This window comes from Streptomyces melanosporofaciens, from assembly GCF_900105695.1.
Lineage (GTDB): Bacteria > Actinomycetota > Actinomycetes > Streptomycetales > Streptomycetaceae > Streptomyces > Streptomyces antimycoticus.
The window spans coordinates 5914121-5938453 of the sequence record NZ_FNST01000002.1 but is presented as its reverse complement, the minus strand read 5'-3'; the positions used below and the strand labels follow the sequence as shown (position 1 = coordinate 5938453).

The window sequence follows — 24333 nt, the reverse complement described above, 5'->3', positions numbered from 1 at the left end:
GGACCGCAACCGGTGTGGTTCAGGGCAGGACGGGCCGCTCTAACGGGATTTCGCGGGGCAGCCGTCGACATGGTCGTCGACGACCCCCACCGCCTGCAGATAGGCGTAGACGATCGTGGTGCCGACGAAGGTGAAGCCGCGGCGCTTGAGGTCCTTGGCGATGCGGTCGGACAGGTCGGTGCTGCTCGGCAGCGGATCGCCGGGCGCCGGGTGGTTCACGATGGGGGTGCCCTTCACCCAGTCCCACAGATAGGTGTCGAAAGAGCCGAAGACTTCCCGGATGCCGAGGAAGGCGCGGGCGTTTTTCACCGTCGACGCGATCTTCAGTCGGTTGCGGATGATTCCGTCGTTCGCGAGCAGGTCGTCCAGCCGTGACTGGCCGTAGGAGGCGATGATCTCGGGGTCGAATCCGTCGAGGGCGCGGCGGTAGTTCTCGCGCTTGGTCAGCACGGTCGACCAGGACAGCCCGGCCTGGGCCCCTTCCAGGAGCAGCATTTCGAACAAGTGCCGGTCGTCGTGCGCGGGACGGCCCCACTCCCTGTCGTGGTAGGCCGCCATCGCGTCGGAGCTCAGCGCCCACGCGCAGCGGCGGTCGGTCATGTGCCGGTTCCGGGGAACATCTGGACGGCTTCCGGCAGATGCCACGGGTGGGGTGCGATCAGGTCGCTGACGGCCGGTTCGGGGCCCCATGAGCCGGGGGCGTACGGCTGGACCGGCGGTGGGTTCTCGAGGAGGGGCGTCGCCGCCCGCCAGATGTGTTCGATGCCGGCGGACCGGGTGAACAGCGACTGGTCGCCCAGCATGGCGTCCAGAATCAGGCGTTCGTAGCCTTCGAGTCCGTTCTCCTCGCAGAAGGAGCCGGCGTAGCCGAAGGTCATCGTCGCCGGTTCGAGCCGCATGGCGGGGCCGGGCTCCTTGGCGAGGAAGGCGGCGGCGATCCACCCGGGGTCCCCGAAGTCGATCACGATCTTGTTGCCGCAGTCCTGCCGCTGATCGGCGGGGTCGGTGGCGAACATCCGCAGGGGCGGCTCGCGCAGTCCGAGGGTGATCACCTGGCGGCGCTGTGCGAGGCTCTTGCCGGAGCGCAGGTGGAACGGGACTCCGGCCCACCGCCAGTTGTCCACCTCCATCCGCAGCGCGGTAAAGGTCTCGGTCGACGAATCGGGGGCGACCCCCGGTTCGTCGAGGTAGCCCTCGTACTGGCCGCGTACGACATGCGCGGGTTCGATGGGGCGCAACGCCTCGAAGACCTTGTCCTTCTCGTCGCGCAACGGCTTGGCGGCGAGCGAGACCGGTGGGTCCATCGCCACGATGCCGAGCACCTGGATCAGATGCGTGACGATCATGTCGCGGAAGGCCCCGGTGCCTTCGTAGAAGTGGGCGCGGCCTTCGAGTCCGAGCGTCTCGGGCACGTCGACCTGCACATAGCTGATGTGGTCGCGGTTCCAGATGGGTTCGAACATCCCATTGGCGAAGCGGAGGGCGAGGATGTTGTCCACCGACTCCTTGCCGAGGAAGTGATCGATGCGGAAGACCTGGGACTCGTCGAACACGGTGTGGATCGTCTCGTTGAGCGCTTGTGCCGACGCGAGATCGGTGCCGAAGGGCTTCTCCACGATCACCTTCGCGTCCTTGGCCAGGTCCGTGTCGCCGAGCATGCCGATGATGGACGCGAACGCCGAGGGCGGGATGGCCAGGTGGAACAGTCTGCGTGACGGCCCGCCGAGGGAGTCCTCGGCCGCCCGTACGGCCGCGAGCAGCGGGCCCGGGTCCTGGGGGTCGGCCGCGCCGAAGGACAGCGACTCCTCGAAGGTCTTCCACACCGGCCCGGTCGGCTTGGACCGCCCGAAGGTGGCCACCGCGTCGTGCGCGAGGGTGCGGAAGGCGTCGTCGCTCATGGCCGAGCGAGCCGGTGTCGAGCCCACGATGCGGTAGCCGCCGGGGAGGAGGCCCGCCGTGGCGAGGTGGAACAGCCCGGGCAGGAGTTTGCGCTTGGCGAGGTCCCCGGTGGCGCCGAAGAGCACGATCACATGGTCGTCCGGCCCGCTCATCGCCCGCTCCGCTTCTCGGCGTGCCCACCGAACTCGCTGCGCATGGCGGACAGCACCCGGTCGGCGAACTCGCCGAGGCCCCGGGACGCGAACCGGTCGGTGAGCGCCGTGCTGATCACCGCGGCGGGTACGCCCTCGTCGACCGCGGCCAGTACCGTCCAGCGCCCTTCACCGGAGTCCGAGACGCGCCCGGTGAACCCGTCCAGCTTCGGCGACCGGGCCAGTGCGTCGGCGGTGAGGTCGACGAGCCAGGAGCCCACGACCGAGCCGCGACGCCACACTTCGGCGACCTCGCCGACGTCGATCTCGTACTGGTACGCCTCCGGCTCGCGCAGCGGGGTGGTCTCGGCGTCCGCGGAGCGCTTGCGGAGCCCGGCGTCCGCGTGCTCGATGATGCTGAGCCCCTCGGCGATCGCGGCCATCATTCCGTACTCGACCCCGTTGTGGACCATCTTCACGAAGTGGCCGGCCCCGCTGGGACCGCAGTGCAGATAGCCTTCCGGGGCCGACCCGTTGGCGTGTCTGCTCGGTGTGGGCTCGGCGGTGCCGGTGCCGGGCGCGATGGTGCGGAAGATGGGGTCGAGCCGGGTGACGGGCTCCTGCTCGCCGCCGATCATGAGGCAGTAGCCGCGTTCAAGTCCCCAGACCCCGCCCGAGGTTCCGCAGTCCAGATAGTGCAGCCGGTGCGGAGTGAGCTGTGCCGCGCGGGTGATGTCGTCGCGGTAGTAGGAGTTGCCACCGTCGATGACCGCGTCGTCCGGGTCGAGGAGGTCGGTGAGCTGATCGAGGGTGGACTGTACGACGGCGGCGGGCAGCATCAGCCAGACGGCCCGTGGCCGCTCCAGCTTCGTCACCAGGTCGCCGAGCGAGTGGGCGGCGATGGCGCCCTCGCCTTCCAGCTCCCTCACCGCGCTCTCGTTGACGTCATAGACCACACAGTGGTGGCCGTCGCGCGTCAGCCGGCGTACGAGGTTCGCGCCCATCCGGCCGAGCCCGATCATGCCGAGCTGCATGGGGGTGTCGGTAGCCATGTGCTCTCCTGTCACGTCATGGCCCGCTCAGCCCGAAGCCACCAGCTCGCGCGCCACGTGCGCGACGCGCTCGGGGGTGAATCCGAACTTCGTGAGCAGTTGTTTGAGGGGTGCGGAGGCGCCGAAGGTGTGCATTCCGACGATGGCCCCGCCGTCACCGACATACCGGTCCCAGCCGAAGGTGGAGCCCTCTTCCACCGCGACCCTTCGTGTCACCGCGGGTGGCAGCACCTGGTCGCGGTACTCCCGCGGCTGACGGTCGAACAGCTCCCAGCACGGCATGCTCACCACCCGGGAGGCGATGCCCTCGGCGGTGAGTTCCTCGTGCGCGGCCAGGGCCAGCGCCACCTCGGAGCCGGTGGCGAGCAGGATCACCTCGGGCTCGCCCCGATCCGCGTCGGCCAGCACATAGGCACCCCACGCGACACCACTGGCCGCCGCGAGCCGATCTCGGTCCAGGGTGGGCAGGGGCTGGCGGGAGAGGACCAGCGCGGCCGGTTCCCGGCGCAGGGCGGCGACCACCCGCCAGGTCTCGACGACCTCGTTCGCGTCGGCCGGGCGGAAGACCAGCAGCCCTGGCGTCGCGCGCAGCCCCGCGAGCTGCTCGACGGGCTGGTGGGTGGGGCCGTCCTCGCCGACCCCGATGGAGTCGTGGGTGAAGATGTGCACGGTGGGGATCTCCATCAGCGCGGAGAGGCGAATGGCCGCCTTGGCGTAGTCGGAGAAGATCAGGAACCCGGACCAGTACGGACGGAGCTTCGTCAACGCCATTCCGTTGGCGACGGCGGCGGACGCGTGTTCCCGGACGCCGAAGTGCAGATTGCGCCCGGACCGGGCCCCGGGCTGGAAGTCGCCCGTTCCCCGAAGGTCAGCCGGGTCTTGGTCGACGGGGTGAGGTCGGCGGACCCGCCGAGGATCCAGGGCACCGCCTTGGCCACGGCGTTCAGCACCTGGCCCGACGAATCGCGGCTGGCCAGGCCCTTGGGATCGGCCGGGAAGGTGGGCAGCGCGGTCTCCCAGCCGTCCGGGAGCTCACGGCGCTGGACGCGCTCCAACTCGTCGGCGAAATCGGGGTACGCATCGCGGTAGGCGTCGAACATCTTCTCCCAGCCGGTGCGCAACTCGGCGCCCCGGGCGCCGATGCCCCGCGCGAACCAGTCGGGCACACCGTCGGGTATGTGGAAGTCGGCGTCCGGCGGAATGCCGAGGACGCGCTTGGTGGCTCTGACCCCCTCCGGCCCGAACGGCGCTCCGTGTGCCTTCGGCGAGTCCTCGACCGGGGAGCCGTAGCCGATGTGGCTGTGCACGAGGATCAGGGTCGGGCGCGCGGCCTCGGCCCGGAAGGTGTGGAAGGCGCGGCTGATCCGGTCGAGGTCGTTGGCGTCGGCGATGCTGGTCACGTTCCAGCCGTAGGCCAGGAAGCGGGCGGCGACGTCCTCGGTGAAGGTGATGTCGGTGTGGCCCTCGATGGTGACCCGGTTGGAGTCGTAGATCCAGCACAGGTTGGACAGCCGCAAGTGTCCGGCCAGCGACGCCGCCTCGGAGGCGACGCCCTCCATCATGCAGCCGTCCCCGGCGAGCGCGTACACATCGAAGTCGAAGAGCGGGAAGTCCGGGCGGTTGAACCTCGCCCCCAGCCACCGGCCGGCGATCGCCATGCCGACAGAGGTGGCGACTCCCTGGCCGAGCGGGCCGGTGGTCGTCTCGACACCGCTCGTCCACCGGTACTCGGGGTGTCCTGGGCAGCGCGAGTCGAGCTGCCGGAAGGACTTGAGATCGTCGAGGGTCACCGCCGGACGGCCCAGCACCTCGTACTCGGGATCGACCGTACGGACACCGGTCAGGTAGAGGAGCGACCAGAGCAGGGCGGAGGCGTGGCCCTCGGAGAGCACGAAGCGGTCGCGGTTCGGCCAGATCGGATCGGCGGGGTCGAAGCGCAGAAACCGCTGCCACAGGGTGTACGCGACGGGCGCCATCCCCATCGGCGTTCCGGGGTGCCCCGAATTCGCCTTTTGCACCGCGTCCATGCACAGTCCGCGGATCGTGTTCACCGACAGCGTGTCCAGGTCGGTCATGGCTTCGCCGCCCTCCGTGCGCTTGATGGATGTCTGCGCTTGTGCACTGTGTCCACGGGCCTGGCCAAGAGGGGCCGGAGCTGAGCGGCGGCCGTGCGTTGGGCCGCGTCCGGTTCGGAAGCGACCGCCGTGCCAGACACGATGGTGGGGCGTTCGGCCGAGTGTGGGCCATCTCGTTTGCCCACTTCCACCAGCCTAGGCTCGCCCGTATCCACCCTCAACTTCGGCCGCCGGGGCTCCGGTGTGTCCGCGGGCGAATCCGGTGAGCCACGAACGGGGCGGGCACTGCTCCGAGGCCGCTCGTGCGGGCCCCAGGAGCACGGCCTGGAGGCGCTGGACGGCGTCGATGTGGGCCGCGGAACATTCCGATCGCCGCCGCGGCTCCGTGTGCGCCTGCGGTGGTTTCCCCGGCGTCCGTCGCGGTTCCGCCCGCGTCCGCCGCGCCGAGGTCGCGGTTCACCGCCTCGACGAGGCGGCCGGTCGCGAGCCCGGTGTCGACCGGGTCAGGGACCGGGCCCTCCCCGGCGAGCGCTCGGGCCGTCCGCTCGTACCAGTCCACCAGCGCCCCGCCGGCCCGGAGGAGCTCCGCGCGCGCCGCGGTGTGTTCCGCTGTGGGCGCGCGGGCGGCGCTCTGCCACAGCCGGAGGATGGCATCCGCCGTGAACCGGAGGACCACGACCGCGTTGACCAATCGCGTCATGCCCGCCGGCTCTCCTCGCGCGGTGCGGGAGCCGACGGAAGGGGCGCCTCTCCGCGGGTGAGCCCGTACGTACTCGACCTCCGCCCGCAGCCGTCTGGCCAGCAGCGCACACGCCCGGGCGGTCGAGCGGCGCAGTGGCTCACGAACCGGTGCGGGCCACAGGACGGTGATCGCGATCAGCGATGCCGCACCGGCCGGCAGCCGGCCCCCCGACCCGGTCCGGGAGGGACCCCACCGAGCCGGGCAGGGTGACCGGCAGGACAAAGCTGACCAGCAGCGATGTCGACGCACCGGCCGGCACCGAGCTGATGACGCCGGTGCACAGCACGAGCACCGCGATGACGAAGGTGGCGCCGCAGCGCCGCATGGCCGACGTCGCGCCCCCGCCACCAGCGGCTGCGCACGCTCACGTCCGGCGTCCCGGGGACGGCTGCCCGCCGGTACACGCCGGCAGCCTGGTCGGGGTGATCAGGTGTCGGATCGGACGATGGTCGCGAGGACGTCGTTGAAGGCTTCGGTGGAGCTGGGGTGGGTGTAGACGGCGTTGCGGAGCTCGGCCGCCCTGATGCCGTGCCGCATGGCGAGCGCGACGGTGTTGATGCTTTCCTGCGCGTCCACGCTGAGCAGGGCGGCGCCCAGGATCTCGTCGGTCTCGGCGTCGAGCACGAACTTCATCATCCCGCGGGTGTCCTCGACGATGTACGCACGCGGCATGGCGGCGATCTCGGCAACCGGCTGGCTTGCGACCTTCACCTGATGCCCCGCGGCCCGGGCCTGCTTCTCGGTGAGCCCGACGGAGGCCAGTGGCGGGGTGATGAAGACCGTGTACGGGATCGCGACCCGGTCGTCGGTGGAGCGCTTGCCCTCGCCGAGAAGCTGGTCGAGGACGATACGGCTGTCGTCGAGGGAGACATAGGTGAACTCCGGCCCGCCGTTGACGTCTCCGAGGGCGAAGATATGCGGCCGGCTGGTGCGCAGGTGTTCATCGACCTCGACCGCCCCGCGCTCGGTGGTGCGCACACCGGCGGCCTCCAGCGCCAGATCGCCGATGACCGGTGCGCGGCCGGTGGCGGCCAGGACCGCGTCGGCCTCCAGAGTGTGCTGTCGGCCGTCCTTTTCGTAGACGACGGTCGCCGAGCTTTCGCCGTCCCGGACTTCCGTGGTGTTCGCACCGGTCACGATCTCGATGCCCTCGTCCACCAGGATGCCCTCGGCGACGGCGGCAACGTCGTCGTCCACCAGGCCGAAGACCTTCGGGGCCGCCTCGAGCACGGTGACCTGGGATCCGAACCGGCGGTAGATCGAGGCGAATTCCATGCCGAGATAGCCTCCGCCGATGATCGCCAGCCGTCCCGGGAGGATGGTCGTGTCGATCAGGTCGGTGCTGGTCACGGTGTACTGGCTGGACCGCAGGCCGGGGATGTCGAGGACGATCGGCTCCGATCCGGTGTTGATCAGGATCGTCTCGGCGGTGATCGTCATGGGTCCGTCGGCGCACTCGACCCGCACGGTGTGCGGATCGGTGAACGCCGCGGCTCCGGTGAGCACCGTGACGGTGTCCATGCCGTCCAGCGCCTCGTAGTTCTCGCCGCGGAACAACTTGGTCAGCGCCTGCACCTCGGCGACGGAGCGCTCGTACCACTCCTGTGGCGCGTCCTCCGGCCGACGTTCATGGGAGTGGTGGACCAGTGCCTTGCTCGGCACACAGCCGACGTTCGGGCAGGTGCCGCCGTACATCTTCGCCGACCGCTCGACCATCACCACGCGCCGGCCGAGCTTGCCCAGCGTCGCGGCCACCGTCTTGCCGCCCTTGCCAAAACCGAGCACGAGCACGTCGGCTCGCAGGCTTCGGTTCGTGGTGCTCATGTCCGCTCCCCTTCTCGCCATGGAGGTGGAATCTCGAGGTGGAGTCTCGAGGTGGAATCTCGAGGTGGAATCTCGAGGTGGAATCTCGAGGTGGAATCTCCTCGCCATGGAGGCCATGGAGATGAAATCGGTTCGGGGGCGCTACCTCCGTCATGTCAACCGCACCACCAACACCGCGGTAACGCAACTGGCCGCCCCCGGCGCCATCGCGCACCCTGGAGGCAGGCGGAGCCGGAGGAGAATGCCATGGCCGGACCGATAGCAGCGCTCTTCGACATCGACGAAACGCTGGTGCACACCGGGGGCGCGGGAAAACGGAGTTGGGCCTGGGCGTTCGACCGGTTGCACGGTGTGGCCGCCGATATCGGGGACCACACGTCGGCCGGGGAGACCGATCCGCAGGTCGGCCGGAAGACCTTCCGGGCCGTGCTCGGCCGCGAGCCCAGTCACGATGAGATGGCCCGTCTCTACGCCGCGTATCTATGGCATCTGTCGGAGGACATCCGGGCGTCGGAGGGGTATCGCGTCCTGGACGGTGTCGAGGACACCCTGCGGCGGATCACGGACGCGGGGATCATCCTCGGGCTGATCTCCGGCGCGATGGAGGGCGCGGCCAGGCTCAAGATGGAACCGGGCCGGCTCGGCCGCTACTTCGTCTTCGGCGCCTACGGCTCGGACTCCCCGGACCGGGCGGAGATCACCCGCCTGGCGATGGCCAAGGCCGCCCGGCTGCACGGACACGAGCTGGGCCGCTCCGACGTCTACGTGGTCGGGGACACCCCTCGCGACATCGAGGCCGCGCGCGCGGCGAACGCGACCGCGGTCGGGGTCGCCAGCGGCCACTACACCGCCGAGGAACTGCGGGCCGCCGAGGCCGACCACGTACTCACCTCGCTGACCGAACCGTTCCCGCACATCTGAGCCGGGAACGAGCGGCCCGACCGTCGCTCCCCGCCCCCCGGTTCAGCCCGCCGACTCGTGCGCGGCTTCCTTGCCCTGGTCGTAGGCGGCCCGTGCCTCCAGCACCTCGTTCATATGCCGCATCGACCAGTCCGTCAGCGCCAGCAGCGGCCCGCGCAGGGTCACGCCCAGTTCGGTGAGCTCGTACTCGACCCGGGGCGGGATCTCCGGATGGACGGTCCGACGGACCAGGCCGTCCCGCTCCAGGGCGCGCAGCGTCTGCGTGAGCATCTTCTCGCTCACCCCGTCCAGCCTTCTGCGCAGCGCCGTGTACCGCTTGGCGCCGGAATTCGCCAGTTCACCGAGGACGAGCACGGTCCACTTGTCGCCGATGCGGTCGAGGACGTCGCGGGACGGACAGCCTCCGGCGTACGGGTCCCACTCGGTGCGCGGTGCTTTCGCCATGCCCGTGTTCTCCTCAACCTCGTTCACTGCCTCGTCTCGCTTCTCTCCGGCACGCCTCGTCTCGCTTCTCTCCGAGACGCCAGCCTACTCAGAGCGAGCAACCCGCCCGAAGGATAGCGACTCTCCATAAGGGAGTTGCCCAACCAAAAAGTGGTCACTTCCCAACGGGGAGTCTCTCGGATGTACTTCTGACGGGCGTTCGCCCCCTCTCGGAACTACGTACCAGGAGTAGAGACATGTCCATCGCCGTTACCGGAGCCACCGGCCAGCTCGGCCGACTCGTCGTGGAGGACCTGCTGCGCCGCGGAGTGGCGCCGCACGACATCATCGCCACCGGGCGGGACACCGACCGGCTGGCCGATCTGGCCGAGCGGGGCGTCCAGGCGCGGCGGGCCGACTTCGCCGACTCCGCGGGCCTCACCGAGGCGTTCACGGGTGCGCGGAAGGTCCTGCTCGTGTCGACGACCACCGTCGGCGAGCGGTTCGACAACCACACCCGTGCCATCGACGCGGCCAAGCGGACCGGTGCCCAACTGATCGCCTACACCAGCACGCTCAACGCACACTCCGCGAACATGATCCTCGCCGATGCCCACTCGAAGACCGAGCGGTATCTGCGCGACAGCGGCGTGCCCTGGGTCGTGCTGCGCAACGGCTGGTACCTGGACAATTACACGTCCCAGGTCCCGCTCTATCTGCAGACCGGAGCCGTGCCCGGCAGTGCCGGTACCGGCCGGGTCAGCGCCGCCTCGCGACGCGACTACGCGGAGGCCGCGGCCACCGTCCTGACCTCCGAAGGCCACGCCGGCTCCGTGTACGAACTGGGCGGGGACACCGCCTTCACCCTCGCGGAGCTGGCCGACGCGCTGTCCACCGCCTCGGGCCAGGGGGTGGTCTACCACGACCTCCCCGTCGAGCAGTACCGGAGTGCGCTGCTCGGTGCCGGGCTGCCCGCCGAAATGGCCGAGGTCCTCTCCGACTCGGACCTCGGGCTGGGGCGGGGCGAGCTCTTCACCGGCTCCTCGGACCTGCGCCGCCTGATCGGTCGGCCCACGACCACCCTGGCCGACGCACTCACCGAGGCTCTCCGCTCCTGACGCAGAGTTCCCACAAGAACGACTCCTCCGTTCCTGCCCCGAGCCTTCAAGCCTCCGGGAAGATCAGAGAAGGGAATGCGTCTTCCGCGATGTTGACACAGATGACGCGCCCTTCCGCCTCGGTCGGCAGGCCACGGCAGCCCGACCCCCTCCCCCGAACCCGCAGCGGCCACGAGGCGCTGGTGCCGCGTCTGCTGCGCGAGCACGATCCGCTGACGCGCGGTCAGTTGGGGCGCTGTGTTCTGCGGCTGCCCCATGGTGTCGGCGGCGGTCTCGTGATGGCCGGCACGCTGCACCGCGGCGCGCACGGGGTCTCCGGGATGTTCGGCCACATCACGGTGGACCCGGACGGAGCCCCCTGTGAATGCGGCGGGACCGGGTGCCTGGAGACGGTGGCCTCCATCGGGGCCGTACTGGACGCCTACCGGAACGCGGGAGGCGTGGCGGCAACCCAGATGGCGGAGCTGATGGCCGCACTGGCCGCGGGCGATCGGACCGCGCACGCGGTTCCGGCGCGGGTCGGTGCGCGTATCGGCAAGGTGCTCGGCGATGTGTGCCTCTCCCTCGGACCTGATGTGATCGTGGTGGGCGGTGAGCTGGTCGATGCCGGTCCGGCCCTGCTGGAGCCGATCGAACGCGAGCTGAACGCGGAGGTGAGGCGCGCCTCGTGGCCGCCATTGAGGGTGCGTCCGGCCGGGCTCGGCCACGCGGCCACCGCCCTCGGCGCCATCTCCCTGCTCCAGCGGCAGTCGCCGGTGCCGCCCCGCTACTCCGTCCATCGCACGGGGGTGGCCGCGCCCGGGTGAGGGCGCGGCGTGGTGGTCGCGCGGGCGGGTGCTCCGCATACGTCGCTCCGGGCGGTCCGTTCGGTGTGGAGACACGCGTCATGACGATGATTTGATCGGTCTCCTCGGACGGACTCGTTCGGACGCCGCGAGACAGGGGTGAGCATGGCAGGCAGGGGCGGGCGAGTGCCCATGGCCTACGACGACGCGGCCAGACGGCGGTGGCCGCAGCGCGCGGACGGCGAGCGCCCGCCTGCCGGGGAGGCGCCGTGAAGCTGTCCACCCGCATCGCCCTCGCGGTGGGCGTGAGCGTGCCCCTGCTGGTGCTGGCCTCCGGCTGGCTGCTGCTGCATCTGGTCACCGATGATCTGCGTGCGCGCCAGGACTCCCAGTTGCGCGCCCGCGCGACGGTCCTCGCCAAGAACGCCAAGGCGTACCTGGAGGTGGCCGGGAGCGACCGCCCGGTCATGGAGCAGGCCCGGCAGCGGCGGCTGGTCAACTCCGCGCGGGACGTGGGCGTCCGGCTGACCGCGCCCGGGGCCCCCGGGGGCACGATCACGGCCGGCCCGCAGCCCGATCCGTTCCCCTCGCTGCCCCGCAGTGCGCCGAAGCCGGTCACCGTGACCTCCGGCGACACGGACTGGCTGGCCCTGTCGCTGCGTGTCGGTGCCGCGAAGAAGGGCAACTCGCCGCCGAATCTGTGGCTGTTCTCGCCGGACACCGCCGAGGAGGAGCTGGCGCTGGTGCGCCGGCGGGTCGTGCTCGGGGCGCTGCTGGCCGCGCCCTTGGCCGGGGCCACCACCTGGGCCATCGCCACCCGGGCGGTCCTGCCGCTGCGGCGGCTGCAGCGGCGTACCAGCGGCCTGGACCCCAGGACCAGCGCCGCGCGTCTGGAGCACACCCCGACCCGTATCGCCGAGGTCGACGACCTGGCGTACACGGTGCAGACGGTGCTCGCCCGCTACGACGAGCAGGTCCAACGCACCGGGGAGGCGCTGGCCACCGCCCGGGCGTTCGCCGCGACCGCGTCCCACGAGCTGCGCACCCCGCTGATGAGCATGCGCACCAACATCGACATCCTCACCGACCACCCCGGTCTGGAACCCGGCGACCGGGCGGAGGTGCTCGAGGACCTGGGGCGCGAACACGCCCGGCTGCTCGGGTTGCTGGTGATGCTCAGGGCGCTCGCGCAGGGCGACCTGGTCGAGGCGGACGCGTTCGCGTCGCTGGACCCGGCGGAGCTGGTGGACGCGTCGGTCTCCGACCTGCGGCGCACCCACCCGGGCGCCGAGGTGTCCGTGCGCACCACCACCGGGCTGCTGGTGCACGGCTGGGAGGAGGGGCTGCGCTCGGCGGTGGACAACCTGCTGACCAACGCCTGGACCCACGGCCGCGCCGCCGACGGTACCGCCCGCATCGAGGTCACCCTGCGCGCGTCCCGCGACCCGCAGGAGCCGGCCGCGGTACTCACCGTGGACGACCACGGCCCCGGCATCCCTCCCGAGCGTCGCGAGGAGATCTTCCAGCGGTTCCGGCGGGGCCCGGACAGCCCCGGCTCCGGCCTCGGCCTGACCCTGGTCGCCCAGCAGATCGACCTGCACCGGGGTCGGATCGCCGTGCTGGACCGACCCGACGGACGGCCCGGCACCCGCTTCGAGGTGCGGCTGCCGGCCACCGACGTCCGGGACGTGGAGAGCACCCTGCTGCTCCTGCGCCGGGACTGGCTGACCGGCCGCCACCAGCCGGCGCCGTCCTCCGAAACCCAGGTGTGAGCCCGCCGCGATACCGAGCGCGGTCCCGATCAGGGCCGTACGGCCGCCATCTGCCGCCTCATGTCGAGGTCGGCGGCTCCCTGCGCCGGAGGCAGTCGAGGGTGGCGCGGGAGCGTATTCTGCCGGGCGTGTCCAAGGTGACGATCGCGGACGTGGCACGGGCGGCGGAGGTGTCGACCGCGACGGTGTCCAACGTGCTCAACGGCACGGGCCGGGTCTCGGAGCCGACGCGGGCCCGGGTGAAGGCGGTGGCCGGTGCGCTCGGCTACGGTCCGGCGGGTGGTGGCGCGCGCACCCTGGGGCTCGCGGTGACCGCTCATGGTGAGAGTGCGTGGGACTTCGCGAGCGTGCCGTACTTCGCCCAGGCCATCAGCGCGGCCACCATCGCCGCCCATCGGCGTGGCTACGCACTGATGGCGATGCCCTCGGGTCCCGCCGAACACATGTGGCGCACCCTGCCGGCCGCCGGGGTGGTGCTGGTGGACAGTCCGCCCAGCGACCCCGTGGTGCGGCTGCTGCGCGCTCGCGGTCTGCCGTTGGTGTTCGACGGCCGTCCCGGCGAGTTGCGGGCGCGGGAGACCTGGGTCGACACCGACCACGAGGCCATGACCCGCCGTGTCCTGGAGCATCTGGCCGGGCAGGGCGCGGAGCGGATCGCGCTGATCGCCGGGCCCACGCGGGAGTACTACACCCGGGCGAGCGTGACGGCCTATCGGCGATGGTGCTCGAGCGGCGGTGTACGGCCGTGTGTTGTCCCGTTCGCCGAGGACGGTTTGGCAGGACCGCGGCTGGACGCCCTGTTGACCGGGGACGGCAGGCCGGACGCGGTGTTCGGCCTGTACGACCCCTGCGGGCGTCAGGTCCTGGAGGCGGCCGCGCGATGCGGTCTTTCGGTGCCGGACGACCTGATGGTGGTGTGCAGCAGCGAGGATCCGGCGTACGGGCGCACCGCCCCGCCCGTGTCGACGGTGTCGCTGGCCCCGGAGCAGGCCGGTGCGGCGGCCGTCGACGCACTGGTGAGCCTGGTGGAGAAGCCGCCGCACACACCGCCGCCCGTGGTGATCGAGACCCGTCTGGAGGTTCGGGCCTCCTCGATGCGCCGATCCCGCCGGCACACGTGATGACGCAGGCGCCGCGCCCCGAAGGTCAGGCATCCGTTGCCGTGATGTCGAGGGCGGCGAGGAAGGCGGTCGCCGCCGGTGTGCGGCTGAAACGGCTCCAGATGACGTACTCGACGCGGGCCGGGGCGTCGGCGACCTCGATGGTGACCACACCGGCGAGATGGGGCACATAGGCGGAGGGGAGCATGGCCACGCCGAGGCCCGGCCCGACGAGTCGGGCGATGAAGTGCGCGCTGGTCACCTCGAACGCGACATCACGGTCGAGCCCGGCGGCCTCGAAGGCCAGGTCGGACTGGGCACGTCCGGCCGTTCCGGCCGGAAGGTCCACGAACACCTCGCAGGAGAGCCTGCGCAGGTCGACCTCCGATTCCCCGGCGAGTGGATGGTCCGGCGCGACCACGGCGACGAGCCGGTCCCGCGCGAGTTCGTGGGCGGCGACGCCTTGGGGTCGCGCCGTCGTGGGCAGCCCGAGGAACGCCACGTCGATGGCGCCTTCCTTGACCTGTTCGACGAGGTCGTCGCTGGCGGCCACCCGCAGGCTGATGCGCACCTGTGGGTAGCGCTCGCGGAAGTCGCGCAGCGCGCTCGGGATGTCGACCGCGGTGACAGTGGAGATCACGCCCACGGCGAGCCGTCCGCGTACCTCCCCGACGGCCGCGGCGACCTCGGCGGCCGCGCGCTCGGCGGCGTCCAGACACTGACGGGCGGCCGGGAGGAACGCCTCACCGGCCGGTGTCAGCCGCACCCGGCGGCTGGTGCGCTCGAAGAGTCTGGCGCCGAGTTCCCTTTCCAGGCGGGCGACTTGGTGGCTGAGGGCGGACTGGACGACCAGACATCGTTCGGCGGCCCGGGTGAAGCTGTTCGTCTCGGCGACGGCGACGACGTACCGCATCTGCTGAAGCTCCATGGATCCATCGTGAATGAAGATGGATGAGGTGAAAAACATGTATTGGACTCATTGATTGCCGCTCGACGAAACTCCAGGCATGACACGTCACATCACACGGGCGGTCTCCGGGGGAGCCGGCGGTATCCGCCACGGAAATCTGCCACGCACCGCCCTGACGGCGCTCGCGCCCTCGGTGTGGGGCACGACCTATGTCGTCACCACCGAGCTTCTCCCCCACGGCCACCCACTGTTCGCGGGACTCCTGCGCGCGTTGCCCGCCGGCCTGATCGCGCTGGCGATCACCCGCACCCTGCCGCGCGGAGCCTGGTGGGGGAAGGCCGCGGCGCTCGGGGTGCTGAACATCGGGCTGTTCCTCCCGCTGCTGTTCATCGCGGCCCAGCGCCTGCCGGGCGGCGTCGCCGCGACCCTGGCGGCGTCCCAGCCGCTCGTCGTCGCCGTCCTGGCGGTCACCGTGCTCCACGAGCGGCTGTCCGCCCGGCGGCTGGTGTGGGCTGTGGCGGGCGTCGTCGGCGTCGGCCTGGTGGTGATCGGACCGGACGCGGCACTCGACACCGTCGGAGTCGTGGCGGGCCTGGCCGGCGCGGTCACGATGGCGCTCGGCGTGACGCTCACCAAACGCTGGGGGCGCCCCGCCGACGTCGGTCCCACCGCTTTCGCCGGCTGGCAACTCACCGCCGGTGGTCTGTTCCTGCTGCCCCTCGCCTTCCTCCTCGAGGGATCACCTCCCGCGATCGACGCGGACGCCGCCCTCGGCTACCTCTGGCTGGGGCTGGTCGGCGGTCTGATCACCTACGCCCTGTGGTTCCAGGGCATCACCACCCTGCCCGTCTCCGCCGTCGCGGTTCTCGCCCTGCTCTCTCCGCTGGTCGCCGCCGTTCTCGGCGCCGCCCTGCTCGGCCAGACACTCGGCCCGATCCAACTGGTGGGGTTCGCGCTCTCACTCGCCGCGATCGTCGCGGGACAGCTTCCGCCCCGCGCCCGTTCGCACGACTCCGTTTCCACCCCCACACCGGAAGGGACACGTCAATGAAGATCGCCGTCGTCGGAGCCGCGGGCATGGTCGGCTCGCGCGTCGTCACCGAAGCCACGCGCCGGGGCCATGACCTGGTCGCGGTGTTCCGCAGAAAGCCGCCCGCCGCCCTGCCGCCCGGGTCGACCGCCGTCGAGGGCGACGCGAACGACCCCGGCCATATGGGCCGGCTGTTCGCCGGAACCGACGCGATCGTGGCCGCGACCCGCCCCGCCCCCGGCCACGAACACACCGCCGTCACGACCACGACGGCGCTGCTCGCCGCGGCCGAGGCGGCCCGGACCCGCATACTCGTCGTCGGCGGCGCCGCACCCCTGCGGATCCCGGGACACCCCGACCGGCTCGTGGTCGACAGTCCGGACCACGTGCCACCGGCGTACCGCGCCATCGCCGCCGCCAGCGCGGCGCAGTTGGACGCCTGCCGAGCGCACCCGGCCAACGGGGTCTACCTCAGTCCGCCCGCCGTCCTCGAACCCGGCGCGCGCACCGGAACCTACCGACGCGGCACCACGACCCTCATCACCGGCGTCGACGGCGCGTCCCATATCTCGGCCGAGGATCTCGCCGTGGCCGTCCTCGACGAGCTCGAGAACCCGAGCGAGGACGAACACTTCACCGTCGGCTACTAGTGACAGGTGGACAGGTGGTCAGTCCTGGCAGCCGCAGGCGGCATGGCGGCCGTGCACGGAGGCGAGGGAGGCGGGCCGGGCCGCGAACGAGGTGGCGGAGGCCGGGGCGCCCGGCTGATCGGCGTCCCAGATGCGCCTGCCGCCCGCCAGTGTCAGACGCACCTTCGTGCCGGTGATGTCCTTGACCGGCACCCGGGTCACATCCCGGTCGAGCACGATCACATCGGCGGCCCGGCCCGGGGTGAGCACACCGGTCTCACGGTCGATACGGAGCTGATGGGCCGAGCCCGCCGTGTGCATGCGCAGGCTGGTGGCGCGGCTGATGCCCTCCCGCTCCGGGTACAGCGCCCCGTCGTCGCCGTTGCGGTCGATGGCGGTGCGGATCTGGTTGAAGGAGTCGAGCGGGTCCACCGGCCAGTCCGACCCCCGGCCAGCGCCGCGCCGTGCCGCTCCAGGCTGCGCGCCGGATACATCAGCCGGTGGCGCTCCGGGCCGATGTAGGGCAGGAGGGCGTCCACCGTCCACACATCGCGCATCGCCCACTGCAACTGCATGCAGGCGACCACGCCCAGCGGCGCGAAGCGCCGGTAGTCGTCCGGGTGCACCAGCTGCAGATGGGCGATGGTGTGCCGGTTGCCACGGCGGCCGTTGGCCCGTATCGCCGCCTCGTAGCCGTCCAGCGCGGTGCGCACCGCGCGGTCACCGATGGCGTGCGCGTGCAACTGCCAGCCGGCCCGGTCCAGTACGGCCGCCAGACGTCCGTACTCGGTGGAGGTGACGTACAAGTCGCCGCGGTTGTCGGTGGGTTTGCCGTGGCCGTCGAGGTACGGCTCCAGCAGCGCGGCGGACTGCGCGGGGTTTTCGATCACCCCGTCGAGGAAGACCTTCGCGGTCCCGAAGCACAGGCCCGGCACCTCCGCGTACTTGGCGCGCTGCTCGTCGACGTAGGCCAGCGCGGCCTTCGGGTCGCGGATGAGGTCGAGGTCCAGGCGCAGCGCCGGGATGACCCGCTGGAGCAGCCGGCCCGATTCGGCCAGATCGGCATAGCTGCCGAGTCCTTCGGTCTGGGCGGCCGCGTCCATGTACGTGGTGATCCCGCTGGAGGCCGCCTGGCGGAGGGCCTTCGCCTCGGCGGCGAGCAGCCTGTCCCGGTCGGGCGGCGGAATCACCCCCTCGACGATGTCCTGCGCGGAGTCCTTCAGCAACCCGGACGGCGCTCCGGCCGAGTCGTGGACGATGCGGCCCCCGGCCGGGTCCGGGGTGCTCGACGTGATCTTCGCCAGCTCCAGGGCGCGCTGGTTGACCCAGGTGTTGTGGGCGTCCGAACCCCTGAGCGCGATCGGCCGACGGGTCGGCAGCGCGTCCAGGACGCGGTGGTGGGTCTCGGTCCCGGCGGGCAGGCCCACCGGGTTCCAGTCCTCCACCACCAGCCATCCGTCCGGCTCCTGGTCCTTGCTCGCGTTCAGGAACTCGGTGAGCTTCGCCTGGAGTGCGGCGACGGTGAACGACTCATTGCCCAGGGACGGGTTGAGGGTGCGCGACCCGGCCTCCAGGCAGTGTGCGTGCGCATCGATGATCCCCGCCATGACGGTGCCACCGCGGGCGTCGACGAAGTCGGTGTCCCTCCCGGCCAGCCGGCGCACCAGGGACGCCGGGCCGACCGCGAGGATCTTCCCGTCCCTCCCCAGGGCGATGGCCTCCTGCTGCGGCACATACGGCAGACCGGTCAGCACCCGCCCACCGTGGATGATCGTCGCGGCCGAACGGCGGGATCCCGACGAGCCACGGGATCCGGACGCGGGGCGGCCGGAGGCCGCGAACGCGTCGGAGGTACCCAGGCCGAGGGCGCCCGCGACACCCGCTGCGCCCACGGCCGACAGAAGACGACGGCGCGCCAGGTCAAAGCCCATGCTCACTCCCTGAGTGTGATGAGGTAATGACGCGTCAGCCTTCGTGATTAAGCACATAAGCACCAGCCGCCCACCACTGCGGATATGGCCCGTGGACGGGGGCATCGACAACGAATTCCGTCGTAGTCCGCCCGGTCGGACACACTGTTATGGCTGTTTCAGGACCAGGCCAAGGCGGTGTACAGCGGTGCGACGACGCGCGACACGCCCCGCTCGCGGTCGCGGGATCCGACGAGCACGGTGTGGCCGCACTCGATCAGACGGCGGGCGGTCTCACGGCCGAGACCCTTGTTGGCTCCGGTGATGAAGGTGATCGTCATGCGTTCGATCCTGATCCCGGCGGAGGAGGCGGGCCAGGGAGGCTTCGACGGTAGGAAGACCAGTACCACCCTCACGCCGAGCCACACGACCGGGGATGAAGGAGGATGGCGAGCATGCCGACGACCCCCGGAACCGGACTGGGCGCGATGATCCGCACATGGCGGGACCGGCTGCCTCCGTCGGCCGCCGGGCTGCCGGTGGCCCGCGGGCGCCGGGCGGCCGGGCTGCGGCGCGAGGAGCTGGCCGATCTGGCCGGGGTGTCGGTCGACTACATCGTGCGCCTGGAGCAGGGGCGGGCCACGACACCCTCGGTGTCGGTGGTGGCGTCCTTGGCGCGCGCCCTGCAGTTGTCCACCGCCGAGCGGGATCATCTGTACCGGCTGGCCCAGCTCGCCCCGCCGGAGGACGGCGCGATCTGCGACCACCTTCCGCCCGGTGTGCAGCGGGTGCTCGCCCGGCTCGGGGACGTGGCGGTTGCCGTGTTCGCGGCGGACTGGCAACTGATCTGGTGGAACGATGGGTGGGCCGCCCTCCTGGGCGACCCCTCCGCCTCGCCGCCGCGGCTGCGCAACTTCGCGCGCGACAGGTTTCCGGTGGACGCCGGTCCCGCCCACCTCGCGCGATGGCCGGTGACCGAGGCGGACCGCGCCGCCACCGACGCCGCCGTCGTCTCCGACCTGCGCCGCGCCACCGGCCGCTTTCCCCGGGACAGCCGCTTGGCCGCGCTGATCCGCGAGCTGAACGCGGGCAATCGGAGGTTCGCCGAGCTGTGGGCGACCGGAGAGGTGGCCGCGCACCGCGAGGACCACAAGACGATCGACCACCCGTCGGTGGGCCCGGTCACGGTGGACTGCGACACGCTGACCGACGGCGACTCCGAACTCAAGATCGTCATCATGACCGCCATGCCCGGCAGCGAGGACGAGACCAAGCTCCGGCTCACCACCATCGCCGGCCCACCGGCCACCACGCAGAGCTGATCCGGCCTGCGCGTCGACCGGCCGACCGCATGGGCGCGGCCGACCGACTGCATGTGCGCGGCGGGGCTGACGGCTATCGACGTTGCTCCCAGGCGGCCCGCGTGAGTTCGTACTCGACTTCGCCGTGCTCGGAGCCTTCGATCGCCTCCGGCCAGTCCCCGGTGAAGTTCCGGAGGAACGACAGGCCCGCCTTCTCCATCACCCGCCGCGAGCGGGTGTTCACCGCCATGGTGTCCGCGGTGACCCGCTCCACCCCGAGGTCCGTGAAGCCCTTGTGGATCAGAGCCCGCGCTCCTTCCGCGGCGTAACCCTTGCCCCAGGCGGCCTTGTTCAGCCGGTAGCCGAGTTCCACCACGGCGGGGCTGTGGTCGTCCAGGGGGCGGAACTCGAACCAGCCCAGGAAGGTTCCGGTGGCCTTCTCCTCGGCGGCCCAGTAGCCACGGGTGCCGAAGCACGGGTGGTCGTGGAGAAGGCGTGGCAGGATCTGGGCGTGGACCGTCTCGCGGCTCGTCGGCTTGCCGCCGTTGAGGAAGCGCATGACGTCGGGGTCGCCGTCCAGCGCGAAGAGGTGGTCGGCGTCGGCCTCGGTGAACGGGCGCAGCACGAGCCGTTCGGTCTCCAGGAAGACATGCATGCCGCGATCCTCATCACCGGTGGCCGGGCCCGCCACCGGATATTCGTGACGGGCTGCCTGCCGCCCGACCGTGGTCACGTGGCGCGGCCACGCGCTCGAGCTTGGTCCAGCCGGTCCAGCCCCGCTGCTTCAGCAGCTCGATCAGCCGGCGGGCCGATGGCACGGCGTCGAAGGCGAGGGTGTCCATCACCTTGGCGAGCGGTGGCTCGATGTCGGCATCGTCGATGTAGTCCTCGCCCCGCTCCTCGGCCATCTGCGTGAGGTAGGCGGCCAGTTGGTCGGCCAGCTCGACCAGCCGCGGGTCGTCGTCGGTACGGTCGAGTGCCTGGCCCAGGGTGAGATAGAAGGCGTTGAACCGCGGGTCGGCCATCTGCTCCCGTTTGCGTGCCATCCACTCCGGGACCCGCTCGGGGGCGCGCGCGGCCAGCGGGATCCAGCCGTCGCGTTCGACCTGGACGATCCGCTCGTCGACCCCGAGCGCCCGCAGTCGGTCGAGGAACTCGACCACCTCCAAGGGCAGCGCCAGACTGTCCCCGGAGGTGAGGCGGGCGATGCGCTCGCGGTGCCGCTGCCGCTGCCGGATCTCCGCCCACAGCCGCTTGTCGATGTCCGTGACCGCCGTGGCGAACTCCTCCTCGTCGGCCCGTAGCAAGTCCCGTACGCGCGCCAGCGGTACCCCGGCCTCGGCGAGGGTCCGGATCCTGATCAGCTCGACGACGGCGTCGGCGCCGTACCGCCGATAGCCGGAGTGGTCCCGCTCCGGCTCCGGCAGCAGCCCCTTGGCGTGATAGTGCCGCACCGCGCGCACTGTCACTCCGGCGTACGACGCCAGCTCGCCGATGGTCAGCATCGGGTCAGTCTCCTCGGAGTCGTTCGCGAAGTCAGCCCGTGGGCGGGGGGTGCGCGCTTCGGACGATCTCCGCGATGTCGGGGGCGTGGGTGAAGGCCAGGCGGTGGTCGGCGTCGAGCCAGGACGTGGAGATGTGCGGGCGCTCGCGGACGAGGCGGTCGATACCGTCACGCCAGAGCCGGTTGTGCCGCGGCGCACGCCCCTCGGTGCTGTCACCGGCGATCGACGTCGACATGATCATGTTGATGGGGCAGTCGATCTTCCGGTATCGGTCGAGGATTGCGGACCGCACCACATCCATCTCGAGCTGCAGGTCGAGGACGTGCCGGGCGGTGAGCAGCACCTGCCGCGCGGTGCCCATGGCCCGCTCGATCTCCCGTCGGGTCGCCGGATCCTCCGCCATGGCGCAAAACTCCGGCAGGTCGGCGTCGGTGATGAACGGTTCGGGCAGCGGGTTCGCCCCGTCGATGAGGACGAGCCCGGCCACGGCGTCAGGACACTCGGCCGCATAGTGCACGGCCAGGTCCGCGCCCAGCGAGTAGCCGACGAGCACGGGCGGCGAGGGCAGGTCGAGGCGTTCCCGTTCCGCCAGCACGGCGAAGAGATCGCTCAGGAACGCGTCGAAGGAATACCGGTCGGCGGCTGAGGCGAGGCCATGTCCCCTGAGGTCGAAGGTCACCACATCGTGGTCGCGTCGAAGGAGCCCGGTCAGTTCGTGCAGATCGGCCTGGGTGGAGTTGAGGCCGGGGCACAGGACCAGCGGTCGTCCCCGGCCGCCGCGGGACACCGGGATGGTGACCCCGTCGTGGTGGACCGTGAAGTGGCGCGTCGTCGTCATGCCGCCCATGCTGCGGGGTTGCCCCCGCGTCAGGGTCAACCGCCGCGGCGACTCTCACCGCGCGCTCTGTTTGGGGTTCTTCCACAGGTACACCTTGTGGTGCTCGGTGTCGTTGCCCGCGATGAGGCGGCCGTCCCGGCTGAAGGCCACGTCCCGGACCGTGCTCTCCGGCCCCTGCGCCCCGGTCACCAGGATGGCGCGTGGTTTGCGGGTGGCCACGTTCCACAGCAACAGTCCTCGTCCGGCGGGGGCGGCGAGTGTCTTGCCGTCCGGACTGAACGCCAGGTGGTCGACCCTCGCCTGGTAGGAGTCGCCGAGGGTGGCGCGCTGCCGTCCGGTCTTCGCATCCCACAGCCGCACCTTGTCGTCGTAGCTGCCGGTGGCGATGGTCTTGCCGTCCGGACTGAACGCCAGGCTCAGCACTCCTTGTGCGGGGGAGATGGTGAGCCGTGGATCGTCCTGGCCGTAGGGTTCCGGATCGCGGTGTGCCACGTCCCACAGCCGCACCGAGTGCTTCGGGGTGAGGTTGCTGCCGGAGTCGTCGCTCGCGGAGGCCAGCGTCCGGCCGTCCGGGCTGAAGGCCACGCCCGTGACCTTGGCCTCCTGGTCGTAGTAGGCGAGCTTGTCGTCCTTGCGGCTGTTGGTGCCGAACAGGAACACCGAACCGGCCTGACTGCCGGTGGCGAACAGCTTGCCATCCGGGCTGAAGGCCACCTTTTCGCCGCCATCGACCGTGGTGCCGAGGAAGCGAACCTGCCGGTGCTCGGCCACGTCCCACATGGTCAGCCAACCGGTCATATTGGTGGCCGCGAGGAGCTTGCCGTCGGGGCTGAACGTCACACTGCGGCCCCCGAACCCGTCATTCCCGACGCTGTCGCGCTGGATGAAGGTGGCGCGTGGCTTGCGGTCGGCGACATTCCACAGTCGCACCTTGCCATCGTCGCTGTTCGTGGCGAGCGTCTTGCCATCCGGGCTGAACGCCATGCCTTCGGTGTCCCTGGACTGCCCGGTGGGGCCGATGGCGGCCGTCGGCTCGAACGAGCGATAGGGGTAGCTGGGGCCGCGGTCGGGGGAAGAGCCGGGGAGGTAGACGGCGATCAGGACGACGGCGAGGACGAGGATCCCGACTCCACTGAGCAGCACGGGCAGCCCCGGGGCGGGCGTGGTGAGCGGGTCCGGGACCGGCGGGTTCGGCGAGGTGTCCGCGCTCGGTGGGGTCGCGGGACCGCCGGGGGCGGCGCCCCGTGCCGGGTCGTGCGCGGCCGGAGCGGACGGCGGCGGTACCGGGGCGGCGGGCCCGGACCCGCGCGGCGACAGTGATGTGCGTGTCTCGGCGTCGGGCAAGCCCAGGGCGCCCGGCGAACCAGGGGCGTCGAGCGGACCGGGTGTCACACGCTCGGGCCCTGACGGGGCCACCACGGTGCGTGGGTGGGCGTCGGCGATCCCCGCCGTGGAGGCCTGGCGGCACTGCTCGATGACCTCGGCGGGGGTCGGCCGCCGCTCCGGGTCCTTCTCCAGGCATCGCGCCGCGATGGCCCGGAGGGGCTCGGGGCAGCCGTCGAGGTCGGGCGTCTGTTCCAGGATGCGGTAGACCACGCCGTGGTCGGTGCCGCCGCCGAAGGCGAGCCGGCCGGTGGCGGCGAAGTGGGCGACGACTCCGAGGGCGAACACATCACCGGCCTCGGTGACGTTCTGCCCCCTGATGTATTCGGGCGCCATGTAGGCGGGCGTTCCGGTGCGCATTCCGGTAGCGGTCACCGTGGTGACGTCCGCGGCCCGGGCGATACCGAAGTCGATGACCTTGGGGCCCTCGGCGGTGAGGATGATGTTGGAGGGTTTCAGGTCACGGTGGATCACATCGGCGGCGTGGATGGACTGCAGGGCTTCCGCCACCCTGGCGATCAGCCCCAGCGCCGCGTCGGCCGCCAACGGCCCGCTGTCGGCGACCGCGTGCTGCAGGGACGGCCCGGGCACGTAGGCCGTGGCCAGCCAGGGCTCATCGGCCCGCAGATCCGCGTCGACGACCGGCACGGTGTACAGCCCCTGCACCCGCCGGGCCGCCGCCACCTCCTGCTCGAAGCGCTTGCGGAACGTCGCGTCGCCCGCGTATTCGCGGTGTACGACCTTGACCGCCACCGCACTGCCGGCCGGTGTCCGCCCCAGATAGACGCGGCCCATCCCGCCCGCGCCCAGAATCGCCTCCAGCCGGTACGGACCGGCCTGGGGAGGATCGGCATGCCCAAGTGGGCTAGGCGGTGGCGGAGATATCGGCCACCCCGGTTGTCCCCCCGCGTCAACAGGCGGTATCGCCGGTCGACCATGGTCCGATCGGGACATGCTCCCCGTCACCCCGTCTCTCACCGTTCGA

At 71.2% G+C, this 24333-nt stretch carries 21 protein-coding genes and 2 pseudogenes; 8 read left to right on the top strand and 15 right to left on the bottom strand.

The features are described 5' to 3' along the window. Window positions 1-39: 39 nt before the first annotated feature. From BLV72_RS28560 to BLV72_RS28530, 7 genes are all read right to left on the bottom strand, one after another. Window positions 40-600: a DNA-3-methyladenine glycosylase I gene (locus tag BLV72_RS28560; RefSeq protein ID WP_093465809.1), complete on the bottom strand. Its 561-nt coding sequence runs from the start codon at window positions 598-600 to the stop codon at window positions 40-42. Further along, on the bottom strand, window positions 597-2051 hold the full coding sequence (zwf, locus tag BLV72_RS28555) for a glucose-6-phosphate dehydrogenase (protein ID WP_093465808.1): 1455 nt from the start codon (window positions 2049-2051) through the stop codon (window positions 597-599). Before zwf ends, BLV72_RS28560 begins: the two co-directional genes overlap by 4 nt. Then, entirely contained in the window at window positions 2048-3082 is a 1035-nt protein-coding gene (gene gnd, locus BLV72_RS28550; RefSeq protein WP_093465806.1) for a phosphogluconate dehydrogenase (NAD(+)-dependent, decarboxylating), read from the bottom strand. The genes zwf and gnd overlap by 4 nt, the downstream gene beginning before the upstream one ends. A gap of 27 nt (window positions 3083-3109) precedes the next feature. Next, complete coding sequence (locus BLV72_RS50190; protein ID WP_244321448.1) at window positions 3110-3901, bottom strand: transketolase-like TK C-terminal-containing protein; 792 nt, start codon at window positions 3899-3901, stop codon at window positions 3110-3112. Continuing rightward, the gene (locus BLV72_RS50185; RefSeq protein WP_244321037.1) at window positions 3844-5157 is read right to left on the bottom strand and encodes a transketolase family protein; all 1314 of its coding nucleotides are present in this window, start codon (window positions 5155-5157) and stop codon (window positions 3844-3846) included. Before BLV72_RS50185 ends, BLV72_RS50190 begins: the two co-directional genes overlap by 58 nt. An 839-nt stretch (window positions 5158-5996) precedes the next feature. Next, window positions 5997-6224: a hypothetical protein gene (locus BLV72_RS28535; RefSeq protein ID WP_093465803.1), complete on the bottom strand. Its 228-nt coding sequence runs from the start codon at window positions 6222-6224 to the stop codon at window positions 5997-5999. Between the two features lie 101 nt (window positions 6225-6325). Next, the gene (locus BLV72_RS28530; protein ID WP_093465801.1) at window positions 6326-7723 is read right to left on the bottom strand and encodes an FAD-dependent oxidoreductase; all 1398 of its coding nucleotides are present in this window, start codon (window positions 7721-7723) and stop codon (window positions 6326-6328) included. A gap of 246 nt (window positions 7724-7969) precedes the next feature. Between BLV72_RS28530 and BLV72_RS28525 the strand changes: the two genes are divergently transcribed. After that, window positions 7970-8644 carry an HAD family hydrolase gene (locus BLV72_RS28525; RefSeq protein WP_093465800.1) on the top strand — a complete coding sequence of 225 codons (675 nt, stop codon included), beginning with the start codon at window positions 7970-7972 and terminating at the stop codon, window positions 8642-8644. Window positions 8645-8686: 42 nt separating this feature from the next. Here the strand turns inward: BLV72_RS28525 and BLV72_RS28520 are convergent, their stop codons facing one another. Then, complete coding sequence (locus BLV72_RS28520) at window positions 8687-9088, bottom strand: winged helix-turn-helix transcriptional regulator (protein WP_093465798.1); 402 nt, start codon at window positions 9086-9088, stop codon at window positions 8687-8689. Window positions 9089-9324: 236 nt separating this feature from the next. Between BLV72_RS28520 and BLV72_RS28515 the strand changes: the two genes are divergently transcribed. The 4 genes from BLV72_RS28515 to BLV72_RS28500 all read left to right on the top strand — a co-directional run bounded on the left by BLV72_RS28515 (window position 9325) and on the right by BLV72_RS28500 (window position 13863). Beyond that, on the top strand, window positions 9325-10185 hold the full coding sequence (locus BLV72_RS28515) for an SDR family oxidoreductase (protein ID WP_093465796.1): 861 nt from the start codon (window positions 9325-9327) through the stop codon (window positions 10183-10185). A 101-nt stretch (window positions 10186-10286) separates the two neighbouring features. Then, entirely contained in the window at window positions 10287-10991 is a 705-nt protein-coding gene (locus tag BLV72_RS28510) for an ROK family protein (protein WP_244321036.1), read from the top strand. A 248-nt stretch (window positions 10992-11239) separates the two neighbouring features. Next, window positions 11240-12742 (top strand): sensor histidine kinase, encoded by a 1503-nt coding sequence (locus BLV72_RS28505; RefSeq protein WP_093465793.1) that lies wholly within the window; start codon window positions 11240-11242, stop codon window positions 12740-12742. Window positions 12743-12870: 128 nt separating this feature from the next. Beyond that, on the top strand, window positions 12871-13863 hold the full coding sequence (locus BLV72_RS28500) for a LacI family DNA-binding transcriptional regulator (RefSeq protein ID WP_244321034.1): 993 nt from the start codon (window positions 12871-12873) through the stop codon (window positions 13861-13863). A gap of 25 nt (window positions 13864-13888) precedes the next feature. Here the strand turns inward: BLV72_RS28500 and BLV72_RS28495 are convergent, their stop codons facing one another. Next, window positions 13889-14770 (bottom strand): LysR family transcriptional regulator, encoded by an 882-nt coding sequence (locus BLV72_RS28495; RefSeq protein ID WP_093470595.1) that lies wholly within the window; start codon window positions 14768-14770, stop codon window positions 13889-13891. Between the two features lie 79 nt (window positions 14771-14849). On the opposite strand from BLV72_RS28495, the gene BLV72_RS28490 reads away from it, so the two are divergent. Together BLV72_RS28490 and BLV72_RS28485 are read left to right on the top strand one after the other, a co-directional pair. Next, window positions 14850-15803 (top strand): EamA family transporter, encoded by a 954-nt coding sequence (locus tag BLV72_RS28490; RefSeq protein WP_093465791.1) that lies wholly within the window; start codon window positions 14850-14852, stop codon window positions 15801-15803. Beyond that, window positions 15800-16432 (top strand): NAD(P)-dependent oxidoreductase, encoded by a 633-nt coding sequence (locus BLV72_RS28485; RefSeq protein ID WP_093465790.1) that lies wholly within the window; start codon window positions 15800-15802, stop codon window positions 16430-16432. The genes BLV72_RS28490 and BLV72_RS28485 overlap by 4 nt, the downstream gene beginning before the upstream one ends. An 18-nt stretch (window positions 16433-16450) precedes the next feature. On the opposite strand, the pseudogene BLV72_RS28480 reads toward BLV72_RS28485, so the two are convergent. Both BLV72_RS28480 and BLV72_RS52105 read right to left on the bottom strand, forming a co-directional pair. After that, window positions 16451-18018, bottom strand: a pseudogene (locus tag BLV72_RS28480) (amidohydrolase). 524 nt (window positions 18019-18542) lie between these two features. Next, window positions 18543-18677 (bottom strand): annotated as a pseudogene (locus tag BLV72_RS52105) (SDR family NAD(P)-dependent oxidoreductase); the annotation flags it as partial. 99 nt (window positions 18678-18776) lie between these two features. Here BLV72_RS52105 and BLV72_RS28475 point away from each other — a divergent pair. Then, window positions 18777-19643 (top strand): helix-turn-helix transcriptional regulator, encoded by an 867-nt coding sequence (locus tag BLV72_RS28475; protein ID WP_093465788.1) that lies wholly within the window; start codon window positions 18777-18779, stop codon window positions 19641-19643. Between the two features lie 73 nt (window positions 19644-19716). Here the strand turns inward: BLV72_RS28475 and BLV72_RS28470 are convergent, their stop codons facing one another. The 4 genes from BLV72_RS28470 to BLV72_RS28455 are packed head-to-tail and all read right to left on the bottom strand — an operon-like array spanning window position 19717 to window position 24302. Further along, a complete protein-coding gene (locus BLV72_RS28470) occupies window positions 19717-20277 on the bottom strand; it encodes a GNAT family N-acetyltransferase (RefSeq protein ID WP_093470594.1) in 561 nt (186 codons plus the stop codon). A 13-nt stretch (window positions 20278-20290) separates the two neighbouring features. Beyond that, entirely contained in the window at window positions 20291-21127 is an 837-nt protein-coding gene (locus BLV72_RS28465; protein ID WP_093465786.1) for a MerR family transcriptional regulator, read from the bottom strand. Window positions 21128-21158: 31 nt separating this feature from the next. Further along, window positions 21159-21965 (bottom strand): alpha/beta fold hydrolase, encoded by an 807-nt coding sequence (locus tag BLV72_RS28460; protein WP_244321032.1) that lies wholly within the window; start codon window positions 21963-21965, stop codon window positions 21159-21161. Between the two features lie 54 nt (window positions 21966-22019). Further along, entirely contained in the window at window positions 22020-24302 is a 2283-nt protein-coding gene (locus BLV72_RS28455; RefSeq protein WP_167746411.1) for a serine/threonine-protein kinase, read from the bottom strand. Between the last annotated feature and the right edge of the window lie 31 nt (window positions 24303-24333).